The organism is Microbacterium aquimaris, assembly GCF_039531285.1.
GTDB lineage: Bacteria > Actinomycetota > Actinomycetes > Actinomycetales > Microbacteriaceae > Microbacterium > Microbacterium aquimaris.
This window is the reverse complement of the sequence record NZ_BAAAPT010000001.1, coordinates 949,992-966,287: the sequence shown is the minus strand read 5'-3', so window position 1 is coordinate 966,287 and position 16,296 is coordinate 949,992. Positions and strand designations below refer to the sequence as shown.

General features: G+C 68.8%; 18 protein-coding genes. 3 read left to right on the top strand and 15 right to left on the bottom strand.

Annotated features, from left to right (window positions below):
- Nucleotides 1-8 precede the first annotated feature (8 nt).
- Together ABD204_RS04580 and ABD204_RS04575 are read left to right on the top strand one after the other, a co-directional pair.
- The gene (locus ABD204_RS04580; RefSeq protein WP_194423487.1) at nt 9-320 is read left to right on the top strand and encodes a DUF2470 domain-containing protein; all 312 of its coding nucleotides are present in this window, start codon (nt 9-11) and stop codon (nt 318-320) included.
- A gap of 64 nt (nt 321-384) precedes the next feature.
- Entirely contained in the window at nt 385-1,038 is a 654-nt protein-coding gene (locus tag ABD204_RS04575; RefSeq protein ID WP_194423486.1) for a biliverdin-producing heme oxygenase, read from the top strand.
- A 1-nt stretch (nt 1,039) separates the two neighbouring features.
- Here ABD204_RS04575 and ABD204_RS04570 read toward each other — a convergent pair whose 3' ends face one another.
- Nucleotides 1,040-2,401 (bottom strand): ATP-dependent DNA helicase, encoded by a 1,362-nt coding sequence (locus ABD204_RS04570; protein ID WP_194423485.1) that lies wholly within the window; start codon nt 2,399-2,401, stop codon nt 1,040-1,042.
- Nucleotides 2,402-2,476: 75 nt separating this feature from the next.
- Here ABD204_RS04570 and ABD204_RS04565 point away from each other — a divergent pair, with 75 nt between their 5' ends.
- Nucleotides 2,477-3,607 carry a hypothetical protein gene (locus ABD204_RS04565; RefSeq protein WP_322597506.1) on the top strand — a complete coding sequence of 377 codons (1,131 nt, stop codon included), beginning with the start codon at nt 2,477-2,479 and terminating at the stop codon, nt 3,605-3,607.
- Nucleotides 3,608-3,621: 14 nt separating this feature from the next.
- On the opposite strand, the gene ABD204_RS04560 is transcribed toward ABD204_RS04565, so the two are convergent.
- The 14 genes from ABD204_RS04560 to ABD204_RS04495 form a co-directional block, all read right to left on the bottom strand.
- Nucleotides 3,622-5,229, bottom strand: a complete 1,608-nt coding sequence (locus ABD204_RS04560; protein WP_194423484.1) for a DHA2 family efflux MFS transporter permease subunit — start codon at nt 5,227-5,229, stop codon at nt 3,622-3,624.
- Complete coding sequence (locus ABD204_RS04555; protein ID WP_322597505.1) at nt 5,226-7,211, bottom strand: bifunctional copper resistance protein CopD/cytochrome c oxidase assembly protein; 1,986 nt, start codon at nt 7,209-7,211, stop codon at nt 5,226-5,228. Before ABD204_RS04555 ends, ABD204_RS04560 begins: the two co-directional genes overlap by 4 nt.
- Before the next feature lie 86 nt (nt 7,212-7,297).
- Entirely contained in the window at nt 7,298-7,585 is a 288-nt protein-coding gene (locus ABD204_RS04550) for an HU family DNA-binding protein (RefSeq protein WP_071045226.1), read from the bottom strand.
- A 522-nt stretch (nt 7,586-8,107) separates the two neighbouring features.
- Nucleotides 8,108-8,413 carry a 30S ribosomal protein S14 gene (gene rpsN / locus ABD204_RS04545; protein WP_194423483.1) on the bottom strand — a complete coding sequence of 102 codons (306 nt, stop codon included), beginning with the start codon at nt 8,411-8,413 and terminating at the stop codon, nt 8,108-8,110.
- 2 nt (nt 8,414-8,415) lie between these two features.
- Nucleotides 8,416-8,586 (bottom strand): 50S ribosomal protein L33, encoded by a 171-nt coding sequence (gene rpmG, locus ABD204_RS04540; protein WP_013584775.1) that lies wholly within the window; start codon nt 8,584-8,586, stop codon nt 8,416-8,418.
- Nucleotides 8,586-8,822 carry a 50S ribosomal protein L28 gene (gene rpmB, locus ABD204_RS04535; protein ID WP_071045229.1) on the bottom strand — a complete coding sequence of 79 codons (237 nt, stop codon included), beginning with the start codon at nt 8,820-8,822 and terminating at the stop codon, nt 8,586-8,588. Before rpmB ends, rpmG begins: the two co-directional genes overlap by 1 nt.
- Nucleotides 8,823-8,966: 144 nt before the next feature.
- Complete coding sequence (locus tag ABD204_RS04530) at nt 8,967-9,680, bottom strand: DNA-3-methyladenine glycosylase (RefSeq protein ID WP_194423482.1); 714 nt, start codon at nt 9,678-9,680, stop codon at nt 8,967-8,969.
- Nucleotides 9,677-11,077, bottom strand: a complete 1,401-nt coding sequence (locus ABD204_RS04525; protein ID WP_194423481.1) for a hypothetical protein — start codon at nt 11,075-11,077, stop codon at nt 9,677-9,679. Before ABD204_RS04525 ends, ABD204_RS04530 begins: the two co-directional genes overlap by 4 nt.
- Nucleotides 11,067-12,020, bottom strand: coding sequence for a TIGR03943 family putative permease subunit (locus tag ABD204_RS04520; RefSeq protein WP_194423480.1), 954 nt, complete (start codon nt 12,018-12,020; stop codon nt 11,067-11,069). The genes ABD204_RS04525 and ABD204_RS04520 overlap by 11 nt, the downstream gene beginning before the upstream one ends.
- Nucleotides 12,013-12,903, bottom strand: coding sequence for a permease (locus ABD204_RS04515; protein WP_241747894.1), 891 nt, complete (start codon nt 12,901-12,903; stop codon nt 12,013-12,015). The genes ABD204_RS04520 and ABD204_RS04515 overlap by 8 nt, the downstream gene beginning before the upstream one ends.
- 133 nt (nt 12,904-13,036) lie before the next feature.
- Nucleotides 13,037-13,450, bottom strand: a complete 414-nt coding sequence (locus tag ABD204_RS04510) for a Fur family transcriptional regulator (protein ID WP_194423478.1) — start codon at nt 13,448-13,450, stop codon at nt 13,037-13,039.
- A 46-nt stretch (nt 13,451-13,496) separates the two neighbouring features.
- The gene (locus ABD204_RS04505; protein WP_194423477.1) at nt 13,497-14,363 is read right to left on the bottom strand and encodes a metal ABC transporter permease; all 867 of its coding nucleotides are present in this window, start codon (nt 14,361-14,363) and stop codon (nt 13,497-13,499) included.
- Nucleotides 14,360-15,169 carry a metal ABC transporter ATP-binding protein gene (locus ABD204_RS04500; protein ID WP_194423476.1) on the bottom strand — a complete coding sequence of 270 codons (810 nt, stop codon included), beginning with the start codon at nt 15,167-15,169 and terminating at the stop codon, nt 14,360-14,362. The genes ABD204_RS04505 and ABD204_RS04500 overlap by 4 nt, the downstream gene beginning before the upstream one ends.
- Nucleotides 15,166-16,287, bottom strand: coding sequence for a metal ABC transporter solute-binding protein, Zn/Mn family (locus ABD204_RS04495; protein WP_194423475.1), 1,122 nt, complete (start codon nt 16,285-16,287; stop codon nt 15,166-15,168). Before ABD204_RS04495 ends, ABD204_RS04500 begins: the two co-directional genes overlap by 4 nt.
- Nucleotides 16,288-16,296 lie beyond the last annotated feature (9 nt).

Sequence of the window (16,296 nt, the reverse complement as noted above, 5' to 3'; positions counted from 1 at the left end):
TATGCTCCGTGACCCACATCTTCGACGACGACGTGCAGGCCGGCGTGCTCCGCCACATGAACAGCGACCACACCGACGACAATCTGCTCATCACCCGGGCCCACTCCCCCGGGCGCGACATCGCCTCGGCGGCCATGGTCGGCTTCGACGGAGACGGCGCGACGTGGGAGGTCACCTCCTCCACCGGAGAGACCGGACACGTGCGCATTCCGTGGCCCGGCGGAACCATCACCGAACGCCCCCACGTGCGCCGCGAGGTCGTGGCGCTCTACGACGACGCCTGCCGCCGCCTGGGTGTTCCCCCTCGCCCCCACACCTGATCCGTGGCCGCTTCATCGGAAACCAGGGGTTAGGTGCTCCTAACCGTTCCCCTACAATGGCGGCATGAGCGAGGTCATCTCCTTCTCCACCGCCCTGCGTGAGCGTTCCAGCACCGCACACGCATCCAGTGAGCACGCCGGCTTCATGGCCGACCTCGTCCGCGGCGACGGCACGCGCGACGACTACATCGCCCTCACCGCGCAGCACTGGTTCATCTACGAAGCTCTCGAAGCGGCCGCCGACCGCATGCGCAACGACCCGGTCGCGAAGGTCTTCATCAGCGACAAGCTCACCCGCCTGCCGGCCCTCGAAGCCGACCTCGAATTCCTCATCGGCCCCGACTGGCGCGAGAAGATCGCCCCGCTCCCGACGACACAGCGCTACGTCCAGCGCATCAACGAAGTGGGCTCCACCTGGGCGGGCGGCTTCGTCGCCCACCACTACACCCGCTACCTCGGCGACCTCTCCGGCGGTCAGTACATCGGTCGCCTCATGAGCCGCCGCTTCGGTTTCGAGACCAACGGCATCGGCTTCTACCTGTTCGACGACATCGCCGACCCGGCCGCGTTCAAAGAGGTCTACCGCGAACAGCTCGACGCGGCCCCGTGGGACGACGCGGAGAAGGAGCGGGTCATCGACGAGGTCTTGGTGGCCTACCGGTTCAACACCGAACTGTTCGACGACCTCGCGCGCGCCAAGGCCGCCGCGATCGCCTGACTCACCGCGCCGCGGCCGCCTGCCGCACGTCGCGCATGAAGCGGCGCACATCCTGATCGACCCGGATGTCGCTCGGACGCAGCGGGCGCGAGAGGTACAGCCCGTCGAGGGAGGTCAGCCGCGAGAGGGCGACATAGGTCTGCCCCGGCGCGAACGCCCCCGACCCCAGATCGATGATGGCCCGGTCGTAGGTCTTCCCCTGCGACTTGTGGATGGTCACCGCCCAGGCAAGGCGCAACGGGAACTGCGTGAACTCTGCCACGACCTCACGCGTCAACGACTTCGACGCCGGATCGTACGCGTATCGGAATCTCTCCCACACGGCCGGCTCCACATCGAACTCCTCGCCGTCGACCTCGACGCGTACGTTCTCCCCGGCGATCCGGGTCACCGTGCCGATCGTGCCGTTGACCCAACGCGGGGGCTCGCCGAACGACGCCGTGTCGTTGCGCAGGAACATCACCTGCGCGCCGATCTTGAGCTTCAGTTCCGCGTCGGCCGGATGCGCGTCGCCGCGCCCGAAGTCGCCGGTGATCTGGGCCTCGGCGGTCTGGGATCGTCCCGGCAGCGCGTCGAGGTGGCGCCGATTGATGGTGTTGACGATGTCGTTGCGGGTCGCCAGCGTGATGATCGGTGTCTCATCCGCGGTCGGGTCGGGAGGGGTGCGCGCACCGGTGTCGTTGAGGACCTTCGCGATGTCGGCGGTGACGATGCCGTGGCGAACGGCGTTGAGCATCGCCTTGAACTCCGGGTCGGCCTGGCGGTGGATCTCCGCCAGCTCACGCACGTGCAACTGCGCGCCGTGCGAGCCGACGTCGATGATGCCGTCCCCGCCGACGTCGCCCGCCCACACCTTCGCGTCGAAGAACCAGAACGACCGGTAGTGGTCGTTGATGTATCGCAACTCGTCGCCGCGCGGCGGGACCGGGGCAAGCTGATACGGGTCGCCGAACATCACGATCTGCACGCCGCCGAACGGCTCGCCACGTCGTCCGCGCGCTTGGCGCAACGACCGATCGATGCCGTCCATGAGGTCGGCGTTGACCATCGAGATCTCGTCGATCACGAGCGTGTCGATCGCGTTGAGGATCTTGCGCGTCGCATCCGACTGGTCGATGTCGCCGTCGGCGATCAGACCGATCGGCAACCGGAACAGCGAATGGATGGTCTGGCCCTCGACGTTCAACGCGGCGACTCCGGTGGGCGCGCACACGGCGATCTGCTTGGAGGTGTTCCAGGCCAGATGCTGCAGGAGCGTCGACTTGCCGGTGCCGGCGCGACCGGTCACGAACACGTGCTCGCGCGTGTCTTCGATCAGCCGGAACAGCGACTCCTGCTCGGCGGAGAGGGCGCGCGTGGTCACCGATTCATGGTAGCCATGCGACGCCACGTGACGACATCCGGCTGTCGGTCAGGCTCGCTTTCCTAGACTGGGCGTGTGGATCGGGGGGCGACGGACGCCGCACCGGAGGCGACACGTGTGCCTCCGGTTCCCGACGCGCCCGCGACCCGCCGCTCCCGCACGGTGTCTCCCCCACCCAAGCGCGACCGCCGGCTGGGGCGCGACCTCACCGTCATCGCACTGATCACCACCGTCGTGCTCGGCGCGCTGGTCGCCGCCGGTGTGATCGTCTACCGCGAGCTCTACAGCCCGTCGGCCTTCGTGCGGCACTACCTGCACCTGCTGCACGAGAACCGTGCCGCCGAGGCCTTGGCCCTACCCGGTGTCGCGATCGACACCGCCGACCTCGAAGCGGCCGGTCTCGACATCCCCGACTCGGACGCGCTACTCCGCGCCGCGGCGATGAGCTCCCTCACCGACATCGAGATCATCTCGGAGCAGACGGCAGGCGAGCTGACCGACGTGACCGCGCGCTTCGACGCCGGAGGCGTCACCGGTACCGTCACCTTCGAGGTCGAGCACACCGGATGGATCGGCATCGCCCCCACGTGGTCGTTCGCGACGAGCCCGCTGGCGGTCATCGATTTGGCCGTCGACGGCTCGATGGCCTTCTCCGTCAACGGTTTCGACATCGACAAGCGTCAGGTCTCCCCCGACGGCGTCGACGCCGACCCCACGGCACCCATCTCGATGCTGGTGTTCTCGCCCGGCCTGTACTCGGTGTCGGTGGACACCGCCATCGCCGCCACCCCCGGGGTCGCCGTGCTCTCCGACGCGCCCCTCACCGAGGTGCCGGTGACCGTCTCCGCCCAGCCGACCGAAGAGTTCGTCGCGGTGGTCCAGGAGCGGGTCGAGGAGTTTCTGGCCTCGTGCGCGACACAGGAGGTCCTCCAGCCGACGGCGTGCCCGTTCGGCTACACCGTCGACGACCGCATCGTCGGTCTGCCGTCGTGGTCGATCGCTTCACAGCCCACCGTGTCGGTCGAGCCTGACGGGGCAGGTTGGAAGATCCCGGCGACCGCGGCGGTCGCGCACATCGACGTGCAGATCCAGTCGTTGTTCGACGGCAGCATCCGCGACGTCAGTGAAGACGTCCCGTTCGCCGTGACCGGGACCATCACCGTGCTGCCCGACGGCACCGCGTCGATCGTCGTCGGCGGGGGCTGAGGAACGATTCGCCCTCAGCGATGCGCCGTCTGTGCGCTGAGCTCCTCCTCCGACCGGGCCGAACCTCGCCCCAGGGCGAAAGTCGCGCCGAGACCGATCACGAGGAAACCGGCCGCAGTGAGAGCCGACAAACGCGTGCCATCCGAGAAAGCAGCCTTGGCGGCATCCGGGATCACCCCGGAAGGGTCCGACTCCTCGAGCCCGGCGATCGCCGCCCCCGCGCTGTCGACGACCGCCGAGACGACCTCGTCGCGCTGCGCTTCGGGCACACCGGCATCGTCGAGACTGTCCGACAGGATTCCGCCGGTGGAGGTGAACAGCACCGTGCCGAGGATCGCGATCCCCAGCGCCGACCCCACCTGGCGCGACGTCGACTGCGTCCCCGACCCTTGCCCGGACAGGTCGACCGGCACATCCTGCAAGATGACACCCGTCAGCTGGGCGGTCGCAAGACCCACCCCCAGTCCGTAGACGAACAGTGCCGGCAACAACCAGCCCCACGTCGCGTCGGGCGAGATGACGAAGGCGACGGCGACGACACCGATGATCTCGGCGATGATGCCGAGACGGACGATCACGACCGGATCGACGCGGCCGCTGGCGGCCCCCGCGATCCCGCTCGCGACGAAGGAACCGACGGCGAGCGCGAGGAGCACGAGGCCGGTCTGCAGGGCATCGAAGCCGAGCACGAACTGCAACCACAGCGGCAGCGACAGGATGAGGCCGAACTCTCCCAGGGCGATCACGAGCGCGGCGATGTTGCCGTTGGAGAACGACCGGATGCGGAACAGGGAGAACTCCAGCAGCGAGGGGCGTCCGCGACGACTGCGCGAGAGCCCCCAGGAGATGAAGCCGACCAGCGCCAGGGCCGAGACCGCGAACGCGACCGGAACCGGCGAGATCGCCCACGGCCACGTGAACCCACCGAGGGTGAAGGTCTCGGTCCCGCTCCACCACCCGTACGTGCGGCCCTCGATGAGGCCGAACACGAGCCCGCCGAACAACACCACCGACAGGATCGCCCCGACCACGTCGATGCCCTTCGCGCGCGTCTCCTTCGACTCGGCGACCGCGAACGCGATGCCGACGAACACGGCGATGCCCAGCGGGATGTTGATACCGAACGCCCAACGCCAGGAGAAGTCCGTCGTCAGCCACCCTCCCAACAGCGGCCCCACCGCCGCCATACCTCCGATGGTCGACCCCCACACCGCGAAGGCGATGCCGCGTTCGCGGCCCCGGAAGGTCGCGTTGATGACCGACAGGGTGGTCGGGAGGATCATCGCCCCACCCACGCCCTGCACCAGGCGGGCGAGGATGAGCAACTCGCCGGTCGGTGCCAGTGCGGCCAACACCGACGATGCGGCGAACACGACGATCCCGATCAGCATCAGCCGCTTGCGTCCGAACCGGTCGGCGAGGCTTCCGAACAACAGCAGCAACGACGCGAAGACCAGCGTGTACGCCTCCTGCACCCACTGGACCTGGGTCGACGAGATGCCGAGGTCTTCGACGATCGAGGGTACGGCGACATTGACGATGGTGGAGTCGACGATGATCAGCGACACCGCGATGCTGATGAAGACGAGTCCGACCCAACGCCGGCGGTAGTGATCGGTCATCGGTGCACGGCCTCCTCGGCGCGCTTGTCGCGTTCGGCCAGCTTCGCCAGACGCGCGTTGTACTCCTCGAGTTCGGCGTCGCCCGACCGGTCCGCGGCGCGGTCGCGGCGACGCTGCATCCGCTCGTCACTGCGACTCCACTGAATCGCCAGGGTGATGGCCACCGTGAGGGTCGGGATCTCCCCCACCGACCACGCGATCCCGCCGCCGAGGTACTGGTCCTCCAGGGGTGGCAGACCCCATGTGCGTCCCATGGCCCCGTACCACTCGGCGGCCATCAGCCCGGTCTGCATCATCATCGCGACGCCGAAGAACGCATGCATCGCCATGACGCCCACCAGCAACAGCAGGCGGCCCGCGTACGGCAGCCGATACGGCACCGGGTCGATGCCGATGAGGGTGAGGGCGAACAAATAGCCGGTGAGCAGGAAGTGCGCCACCATCCACACGTGCCCGACGTGGTCGTACAGGGCCCACCGGAACAGGTCGGTGTAGTAGAACAGCCACAGCGACACCACGAACAGGCCGGCGGCGACGAACGGGTTGGTGAGCACCCGCATGTAGGGCGAGTGCACCGTCCACAGGATCCACTCGCGCCCACCCCGGGTTCCGTCGTCGCGCTTGCGGATCGCGCGCGCCGCGAGGGTCACCGGGGCGCCCGCCACCAGCAGCACCGGGATCCCCATGCTCAACAGCATGTGCCCCAGCATGTGCACGCTGAACAGGTAGTCCTGGTAGGCGTTGGGGGCGCCGCACGTGACCCACAGGAGCATGAGCAGCCCCGACACCCACATGACCGTGCGGTAGATCGGCCACGCGTCGCCACGACGGTGCAGGCGCCAGACGCCGGCGAGGTAGAAGAACAGGCCGAACCCGACGACGAAGGCCCACAACACGTCGACGTCCCACACGGTGAGCCACCGGATGGGGGTCAGCTCGGGAGGAAGCTCGGCGCCGGTGAGGTAGTACGCGGGGGAGACATTCTCGGGGATGTTGCTGTCGGTCGGCGGAGCGGTACGGGCCAGCGCCGAGGCGGCGCCGCTGGCGATCCCCATGAAGACCAGTTCGAGGGCGATCAGCGCCCAGAAGACGCCTCGGGCCGTATCGGTCATGCGCGCGATGAGGCGATTGCGGTACACGGCGCCGAGCAGGCCGATACCCACGAGAGCCGCGGCCTTGACCATCACGATCACCCCGTAGGGCGTGAGGAGCCCCTCGAGGTCGCCGACGCCGACCGCGGCGCGCACCGTGCCCGAGACCGCCACCACGATGAACGAGACCAGTGCGAGCGTGGAGTAGCGCCGCATCGCCGCGCGCATCGTGGCACCCGAGACGATCGGGCGGATGAGCACCATGAGCAGGAGCCCACCGAGCCAGACCGCTGCGCCGATGATGTGCAGCACCAGAGACGACACGGCGAGATTGTGGTTCGCCTGATCGCCCGAGTGCCCCTGCGTCCCCATGGGTACCAGTGCGGCCACGGCCAGCAGAGCGAGGAAGAACGTCGAGGTCCACGAGCGGACGGCGAAGGCGATCACCGTGATGACGGCGCCGAGCACGGTGGTGATCAACCACACCCGGCCCAACTCGGTCTCGACGAGGAAGCGACCCAGCTGGGCCCCGAACTCCGGCCCGAGGCTGAGCTGGGCGTTGAAGGAATCGAGGAAGACGAGAAAGCCGTTGGCGCCCGCGGCGACGGTGAACACCGCAGCCGAGATCGAGGCGGCGTCGAGCGCGACGTCGAACTCGCGCTCCCCCGCCTTCAGCGCGTACAGGGCGACGACGAGAGTGCCGACCATGCCTGCGGCGGCGAGGTTGACCGCGAGTTTGACCACGGGGATCCCCCACCGCACGATCGGCCCCGCGTCACCGAGGATGAGGGGTGCGGCTCCACCGCCGTAGGCCAGCGCCCAGACCAGGGTCAGGAGCGCGGCCGCGGCGAGGATCACGGGCCCGGCGGCCCGCAGTGCGCGGGGGTTCACCCCATAAGCGTAGATCGTTCCCGCTGGAGAACGACCGGAGGGGGCGCCGCCGAGCGGCACCCCCTCCGGGAAGTCTGCGTGCTGTCTTACTTGACGGCAGCCTTCAGCTTCGAGCCTGCGGTCACCTTGACGCGCTTGCCCGCGGGGATGGCGATCTCCTCGCCGGTCTGCGGGTTGCGGCCGGTGCGGGCCGAGGTCTCGACCTGCTCGAACGACAGCCAACCGGGGATCGAGACCTTGTTGCCCTTGGCCACGGCCTCCGAGACGGTGGCGAAGAGGGAGTCGAGCACGCTCGAGACGGCGGACTGGCTCTGGCCGGTCGCGCTGGCGATGCTCGCGACGAGTTCGGTCTTGGTGATGGACTTGTCAGCCATGTATTTGTCCTCCAAGGCGACGGATCGTCGCCTCTCGTTTCTTGGACCGAGTGGCGACTGCCTCCCGGCTTGGTCGGAACGACCGCCTCGAATATACCCACGAACCGCGTAATCACGCGGATTTCACGCCCTGAGAGGGGGGTTGTCCGGCGTGTCGCGGTCTTCCTGGGGCCCGTGTGACGTGTGAGACACCCCACGCCGCGCGAGAAACACGGCAATGCGCGGTTTCTCGCGGCATTCGCGGTGTCTCAACGAGGGGGGCGGCTCGAGCCCGCGCGGGGGCCCGCAGCAAGCAGGGGGACGGCAGCACCGCTCCCGTGCACCGACTCAGGCTGGGCGCGCGGGCCGCGTCCTTATTCCGGCCGTGTGGCCGGAAACGGAGGCCCGCAGCCTGAGACAGTGCACAACGCGAGCACCGACGGGCCTTCCGGGATGCGCGAAGGCCCGGATCCGACAGGATCCGGGCCTTTACTGACCGTCGGGTGAGATCACCCACCCGACGGTGCCGTCACGGCGGCTGACTTACCAGCTCGACTTGGTCACGCCGGGCAGTTCGCCACGGTGCGCCATGTCGCGGAAGCGCACACGCGAGATGCCGAACTTCTTCAGGTGGCCGCGCGGGCGACCGTCGATGACGTCGCGGTTGCGCAGACGCACCGGCGACGCGTTGCGGGGCAGCTTCTGCAGGCCCACACGAGCGGCTTCACGCTGCTCGTCGGTCGAGGTCGGGTCGACGAGCTGCTTCTTCAGCTCGAGGCGCTTCTCCGCGTAACGGTCCACGACCTCCTGGCGCTGCTTGTTGCGCGCGATCTTGCTCTTCTTGGCCATGATCAGCGCTCCTCTCGGAAATCGACGTGCTTGCGGACGACCGGGTCGTACTTCTTCAGCACGATGCGGTCGGGGTTGTTGCGGCGGTTCTTGCGCGTCACGTAGGTGTACCCCGTGCCGGCGGTCGAACGCAGCTTGATGATCGGACGGACGTCCTGAGCCTTCTTCGCCATTAGAGCTTCACACCCTTCGCGACGAGGTCCTTCACGACCGACTCGATACCGCGCGCGTCGATCACCTTGATGCCCTTGGCGGACACGTTCAGGGTGACCTTACGACCGAGCGAGGGAACGTAGTAGGTCTTCTTCTGCACGTTCGGGTCGAAGCGGCGCTTCGTCCGGCGGTGCGAGTGGCTGATGTTGTGACCGAAGCCGGGAACCGCTCCGGTCACCTGGCACACTGCGGCCATGGTGTCTCCTTCTGTACCGTGAGGCCGGACGGCCTCACCCAAGATCCCTTGTCTGCGCCCCGCACCGAAGACGTCCCGTCGCCGGGCTGAAGAGGGTGTGGGATGCGAACTACGCGCTGGAGTGCGCGCAGACAAACAACAACCTTAGCATGCCGGGCGTGTCGGGCTTGACAGCTCCGCCGCTCCCCTGCCCCACCGGAAGGCGGACACGGTCGGGTCGCCCTCGATCCAGAACCGCCACGGGTACTCCGCGGTGCCGGCGACACCGGCCACACCCACGCGCGGCCCGCACGCGGGGGCGATCACCGGGTGCGCGGGAAGCCACAGTCGCGCCGTCGTCTCCCGGTCGCCCTCAGGGCCGATCGCATCGAGACCGTCGTGCACCGCATGCCGCAGGCCCACCGCGTCGCCCAACCGTCCCGGGCCCCGTGCGATGTCGCGGTCGCGACGCACCACGCCTCGACCGGTGGTGCGTCGCCGGATGGCCACATCCCGACCCTCGACGACCTCGCCGGCGCGGAACAACACCGCGCCGGCGACCCCGGACGGTCCGCACACGACGTTCACGCAGGAGTGGATGCCGTGGCTGAGGTAGACGTACAGGTGGCCCGGGTCACCCCACATGGTCGCGTTGCGGCTGGTCGGGCCCCGGCGCGCGTGGGATCCGGGATCGGGCACCTCCCCGGTTCCGAGACCGAGATACGCCTCGACTTCCGTCAGACGCACCGCGACCCTGTCCCCGTCGACCTCGGTCACGAGGACTCCGCCGAGCAGTCGCGGCGCGACCTCCAGCGGGAGCCCGATGAGGTCCGTCCGACCGGCCGCGCGCACCGGAACCCCGCCCACGACAGAGGTCATCCGGGAGGCAAGCGGCACCATGAGGCGTCGAAGCCGGACAGTGCGACGATCTCATCGGCGTCATCCAGGGCGAGGATGTGGGTTTCGACACGGTCGGGAAGCGGCAGCAGGTAGCCGTCGTAGCGGTTGGAGACGACGTCCGGGGCGACGAGCACGGCGGCGTAGCGGCCGCTCGGCGAGACACACGTCTGCAGGACGGCGTCCCCGTTGGGCACATCCATGACGATGTCGGCTGCCCCGTCCGCGTCGACGGTCGCGACGGTGGTGGCGATCGGCTGCCCGGATGCATCCCGCAGTGACAGGGTGCGCAGCGTGCCGCCGCCGGGGATCGGCTCGACGTCGTTCAGCGTGCCGATCTCGTCGGAGGTCTGCACGAGGTCGGTCTCGTCACCGGTGGACAGGTCGAGGATGACCCACCCCTCGGGGCGGTCGATGATCGCCTCCGACGTTCCGGGAGTGATCCCGGCGATGGTGTTGGCCAGTCCGAACGAGGCGGGGTTCTCCCCCGTGGGACCGGTGAGGGTCAGCGCACTGTCGAAGCCGACGAACAGCACACTGTCGGTGTCGGGGACGAACGACCACGAATCGACGCGGGGATCGCTGCCCTCGACGACGACCTGGACCGGCTCGTCGTCGGCCGCGGAGTCGTCGACCGAGGCGGTGAACAACGCGCTCTCGAGAGCGCCCTCCGTGCCGACGGCGTCATCCGTGTAGGTGTATCCGATGCGGTCGCCGCGATCCGCGGACTGCAGGTTCGCGATCGTCCCCTCCCCGGGTAGCGCAAGGGTGCGCTCGTTCTCTCCGTCGTGGTCGGTGACGATCAGCTGCGAGCGGTCCTGTTCGTCACGCACCGAGATGACGAGGTGGTCCGCGGTGACGCGGAAGTCTTCGATGGCCGGATGCGTGAACACGGGGATGGCCTGTTCCCCCCCGAGGTCGGTGACGAACACGCTGTCGCCGTTCTCACCGCCGCGCTGCAGCAGGTAGAGGTCGATCGCCGGGGTGGTGAACGTCTCGCTGAGGGTGGCGCTCGGCCCCCCTCCGAGGCCCGTCACACCGTCGATCGTGACGGTGTATTCGGTCTCATCCCACAACGGCAGGGTGAACCGCACGCCCACACTGCGGCCCGAGGTGTCCACGGCGAAGGGCACGTCGGGGGTGACGGTCACCTGCGACGCGTCGACCTCCTGCAGCGACTGCGTGGTCGTGAAGATCAGACGGGTGCCGGATGCGTCCACCGCGGCCTCGGGATCGACCGCGACGTCGGTTACGCGGGGGCCCTGCGCCACGCTCACGACCGCACCGGTGGTGGCCAGCACGGCCAGGATCGCGACCACGATCGCGAACACCGCGCCGAAGCCGAGCCTTCGGGTGCCCCCGGCCGCGTCAGTACTCATACGGGTCCTCGGGTTCGTCGATCTCGGTGACCTCGGCGGCGTCGATCGTGAAGGTCCCGTCGCTGGCCGCCCTGACCGTGCCCGACACTTCGACCCACTGACCCGAGGCCGGCACCTCGCCGGTCGAGCTGACCGGGACGCTCGCGGTCTGCGCGTCGATCACGCAGTGGGTGATGACCAGACGTGTCAACCCGAAACCGTCGTCGCCGGGCGCGACGAAACCGGTGAGGGTGACCTCCTGCCCGTCGAAGGTCTCCGGAGAAGTGGAGGTGGCGAACACGGTCGACCATTCACCGATGCCGAAGGCCGACGTGTCGCCGGATGCGGCGAGCTGCACCGCATCCTGGCCCGCGAACAGCGGTGTGACGCCGACATCGCGCGAGAGCGCCAGCTCGGCGGACAGCGACGACGGCGGCAGGAACAGGGTGAGCAGCACGACGCCCGACGCGATCACCCCGCCGGTGACCGATGCGGCGAGGGCGGCCGGATGCGCAGGCGGGTGCGCGTGGGCCTGGCCCGCGGACTCTTCGTGCGGTGGGGCCGGGGCCTGGCGTTCCTCGGCCGCCTCGCGGGCGGCACGCAGCTCGGCGCGGGTCAGCGGACGCCCGAGGGTCTCCTCGCCGACGGCAGGATTCGGCTCCGGGGCCGGCCCGGACATCACCGGGTCGGGCTCCGCCTCCGCCCCCCGTCGACGCGGGCCCGGCGCCGGCTCGGTCGGGCCGTGGTCGTGACCGTGGTCGGCTTCGGCCCCGAGGGGCAGGGCGAACGAGGCCACCGCGCCGATCACGAGCACGACGGCCATCAGCACCGCGAACCACGACGAGTCGGGGTTGATGTACAGATCGAGATCGCCGGTCATCGCCAGGGACAGGGTGACCACCGCGATGATGGTCGACAACCCGACGCCGAGCCAACGACTGCCGAGCGCACCGAGGTCAGGCAAAGAGGTTCACCCCCGTCGCGATGGCGAAGGCGCTGAACACGACCACGACCACGATGCCGGCGAGGGTGCGGGTGGTGAACGTCGTCCGCAACAATGCGAGCATCTTCACGTCGACCAGGGGACCCACCAGGAGGAACGCGACGATCGACCCGGGCGTGAAGGTCGAGGCGAAGGAGAGCGCGAAGAACGAATCGACGTTCGAGCAGATCGACACCACCATCGCCAGGGCGATCATCGCGACGATCGACAACGCCGGGTCGGATCCGATCGCCAGCAGCAGCTCCCGTGGCACGAGCACTTGCACGGCCCCGGCGATCGCCGATCCGATGATCAGTGCGGGCATCACCGCCCGCAGCTCGACGACGAACTGCGCCAGGCTGCGCCGGAACCGTCCTCCGGTCTCGTGGGTGACGAGCTCGCACGTGTCCCGGAAACGTTCGGTGAGCAGCCCGTCCGGGTCGCGGTGCAGGCTGTACAGCCACCCGATGAGGTTGGCGATGAGGTAGCCGCCCAGGATGCGCGCGACGAGGATGCCGTCGTCGAACCCGAACGCCGCGTGGGTCGTGATGATCACGATCGGGTTGACGATGGGCGCCGCGATGAGGAAGGTCATCGTCTCGGGAACGCTGAAACCGCGCATGAGCAGGCCGCGCGCGAAGGGCACATTCCCGCACTCGCATACGGGGATCAGCATCCCGAGCAGGGACAGCACCGCACGTCGCGCCCATGCGGCGCGCGGCAGCCAGCGCTCGATGACGCCCGGGGGGACCCACACCTGCACGACGATCGAGAGCACCACGCCCAGGGCGATGAACGGGAGGGACTCGATCAGCACGCTGATGGCGAGTGTCAGCCCGTCCTGGGCGCGCGTGGACAGCGCCATCGGGTACAGCGTCGGCAGCAGCAGGTCGATGGCGAACAGCGCGCCGATCACCGCGACACCGACGCCCACCCACAACAGCGCGCGGGCGGTCGATGACGGCTCGACCGCGGAGGGTGCGGAACGGCGCCCGGCGTCAGTCGTCGGCACGCTCGTTCGCCTGGGCGGCCGTGCACGCCGGGCACAGGCCGAAGATGTCGACGACGTGTTCGGCGGCGGTGAAGCCGTGCTCGGATGCCGTCGAGTGCGCCCACTGTTCGACATCGGAGGCGGCGATCTCGACGGTCAGACCGCAGGAGCGGCAGATGAGGTGGTGATGGTGGCCGGGCGACTCGCAGGCCCGATAGAGGTTCTCCCCCTCCGGACTCTGCAGGGAGTCGGCCTGCCCCTTGGCGGCGAAGCCGGCGAGGGCGCGGTAGACGGTGGCGAGTCCGATCCCGGTGTTCTCCTCGCGGAGCGTGGCGTGCAACGTCTGTGCGCTGACGAAACCGCGGGCGTCTCCGAGCGCCTCTCGCACGCGCTCGCGCTGCCAGGTGTTGCGCTCGGCCATGGTGGGGAGTCTACCCGCGGGCGCCTGAAGATGACCCGGGCGGTGCCTATGCGACGCGTGCGCGCAGGACGCGGCCCCGACGGGCTCCGATGACGCGGCACACCAGATAGATCACGAACGAGATCGTCGTGATGTAGGGGCTGACCGGGAGCGTGCCCGCGATCGCGAGCAAGATGCCTCCGACCGCGGAGACGAATCCGAACAGCGCGGACAGCAACGGCACCGACAGGGCCCCGGACGCCACCCGCATCGCCGCGGCGGCCGGGGTGACCAGCAGGGCCATCACCAGAAGCGCGCCGATGATGTGCACGGCGACCGCGACGATGAGGCCGAGCAGCAGCATGAACCCCAGAGAAACGGCCGTCGTGGGGACCCCGCGGGCGCCCGCTGCCTGCGGGTCGAGCGAGTCGAACCGCAGGGGGCGCCAGATGAGCAGGAGACCGAGCAGCACGAGCGCGCCGATGCCGATCAGCCACGTGAGCTGACTGGATTGCACCGAGACGATCTGCCCGGTCAGGAGGCTGAAGCGGTTCGCGGTGCGACCGCTGTAGAGCGAGAGGAACAGGATGCCCAGGCCCAGGCCGAAGGGCATCAGGACCCCGATGATCGAGTTGCGGTCGCGCGCCCGCGCACCCAACCAGCCGATGAGGGCCGCGGCCACGAGCGACCCGACGATCGAGCCGGTGACGACATCGAATCCGAACAGGAGGAACGCGGCGGCGCCGGCGAACGACAGCTCACTGATGCCGTGGACGGCGAAGGCCATGTCGCGCTGGATGACGAAGACACCGATGAGCCCGCCGACGAGCCCGAGCACGGCACCGGCGACGACGGAGTTCCACACCAGCTCGAGGATCTGACCGTAATAGGGCAGCCCGCCGAACATGGCGTCCCAGACGTCGGCCCAGTTCATACGTCGTCCTCGTCGTGGTGGTGGTGATGGTGCTCCTCGGCGTCCGGAGCGCCGACGACGACCAGTCGCCCGCCGGCCTCCAGCACGTATACGGGCGTGCCGTACAGGCGCGTGAGGGTCGACGACTCGAGCACCTCTTCGGGACGCCCCAGTTCGAAGCGGCCGTTCGCGATGTAGAGGATGCGGTCGACCCGGCTGAGGATCGGGTTGATGTCGTGGGTGACGAACAGCACCGCGGCGTCGGTGTCGCGCCGGTGCCGGTCGATGAGTCCGATCACCGCCTGCTGGTTCGCCAGGTCGAGGCTGGTCAGCGGCTCGTCGCACAGCAGGAGGGCGGGTTCGTCGGCGAGCGCCTGCCCGACGCGTAGGCGCTGCTGCTCACCACCCGAGAGTTCCCCGACCCGTCGGTCGGCGTACTCGGCGGCGCCGACGGCCTCGAGGAGCCCGTCGACGCGTGCGCGATCGCCACGTCGCGGGATCGGCAGGCCGAACCGGTGGCCGTCGACGCCGAGGGCGACGAGGTCACGCGCTCGTAGCGCTGTCTCGGGCGGGAGCGGTCGCTGCTGCGGGATGTACCCGATGCGGCGGTTGCCGGCGCGACGCACCGGATCGCCGAGGGCGGTGATCCGCCCCTCACTCAACTGCTCCAGCCCGAGGATCGCGCGGAGCAGGGTGGTCTTGCCGGAGCCGCTCGGACCGAGCACGGCGATCAGCTCACCCGGCTGCACCTCGAGGTCGAGGCCCTCCCACAGGTCGCGGCCGTCGCGCCGCAACGCGGCGCCCCTGATCTGGAGCGGAGGGGTCACTCCGCCAGCGCGTCGGCCATCGCCACGACGTTCGCCTGCATCCACGAGACATAAGTCTCCCCCTCGGGAAGGGTTTCGGCGAACTCGATCACGGGGATGCCGAGCGCTTCGGCCTCGGTGATGATCTGGGTGGTCTCGGCACCACCGGTCTGCGCGTTGACGATGACCATGCGCACATCGCCCGACTCGAGCAGTGTGATGGACTCCAGCAGCGTCGCGGGAGCCACGTCCTGCCCCTCTTCGACGGCCTCGGTGAAGGCATTCGGCGAGACGTTGACGAGCCCGGCGGCGGCGGTCAGGTACAGCGGCACCGGTTCGGTGACGAAGATCTCGTCTCCGCCGTACTCGGTCGCCATCTCGTCGAGCTCGGCCTCGATCCCCTCGATCCCCTCGACGAACTCGGCGAGGTTGGTCTCGAAGACATCCGCCTGCTCGGGGTCGAGTTCACTCAGCTCGTCGGCGATCGCCTCGGCGACGTGCTCGATGGTGTGCGGGTCGTACCAGACGTGCTCGTTGAAGCCCTCGATGTGATCGTGGCCCTCGTGGTCGTGCTCGTCCTCATCGGAGCCCTCGTCCTCGGCGTGATCGTGATCCTCGTCCTCGGCGTGCTCCTCTTCGGCGTGATCCTCGTCCTCGGCGTGATCGTGCTCCTCCTCAGAGCCCTCCTCATCGGAGTGATCGTGATCCTCGTCCTCTTCCTCGGAGTTCTCCTCGTCGTGGTCGTGCTCGTCCTCGTCGCCCGGGTAGTCGTGCGAGAACTCCACGGCGGTGATGACGTGCGCGTCGGAGTCGCTGGAGTCGATCATCGCGTCGATGAACGAGTCGTAGCCGCCGCCGTTCTCGACGATGACGTCGGCGTTGCTCACGAGCAGCTGGTCCTGTGCGCTGCCCTCGTACTCGTGCGGGTCCTGGGCCGCGCTGTCGATGATCGAGGTCACCGTGACGGCGTCTCCCCCGATCTGCTCGGCGATCTGCCCGTACACGTTCGTCGACGCGACAACGGTGATGGTGTCGTCGGCCGCACCGGCGTCGTCACCGTCCGATGCGCCGCATCCGGCGAGGACGAGAGCGGAACCGGCGGTGATGCCGATGACGGGGAGGATTCGGGGAGCACGCATGAAAATCAG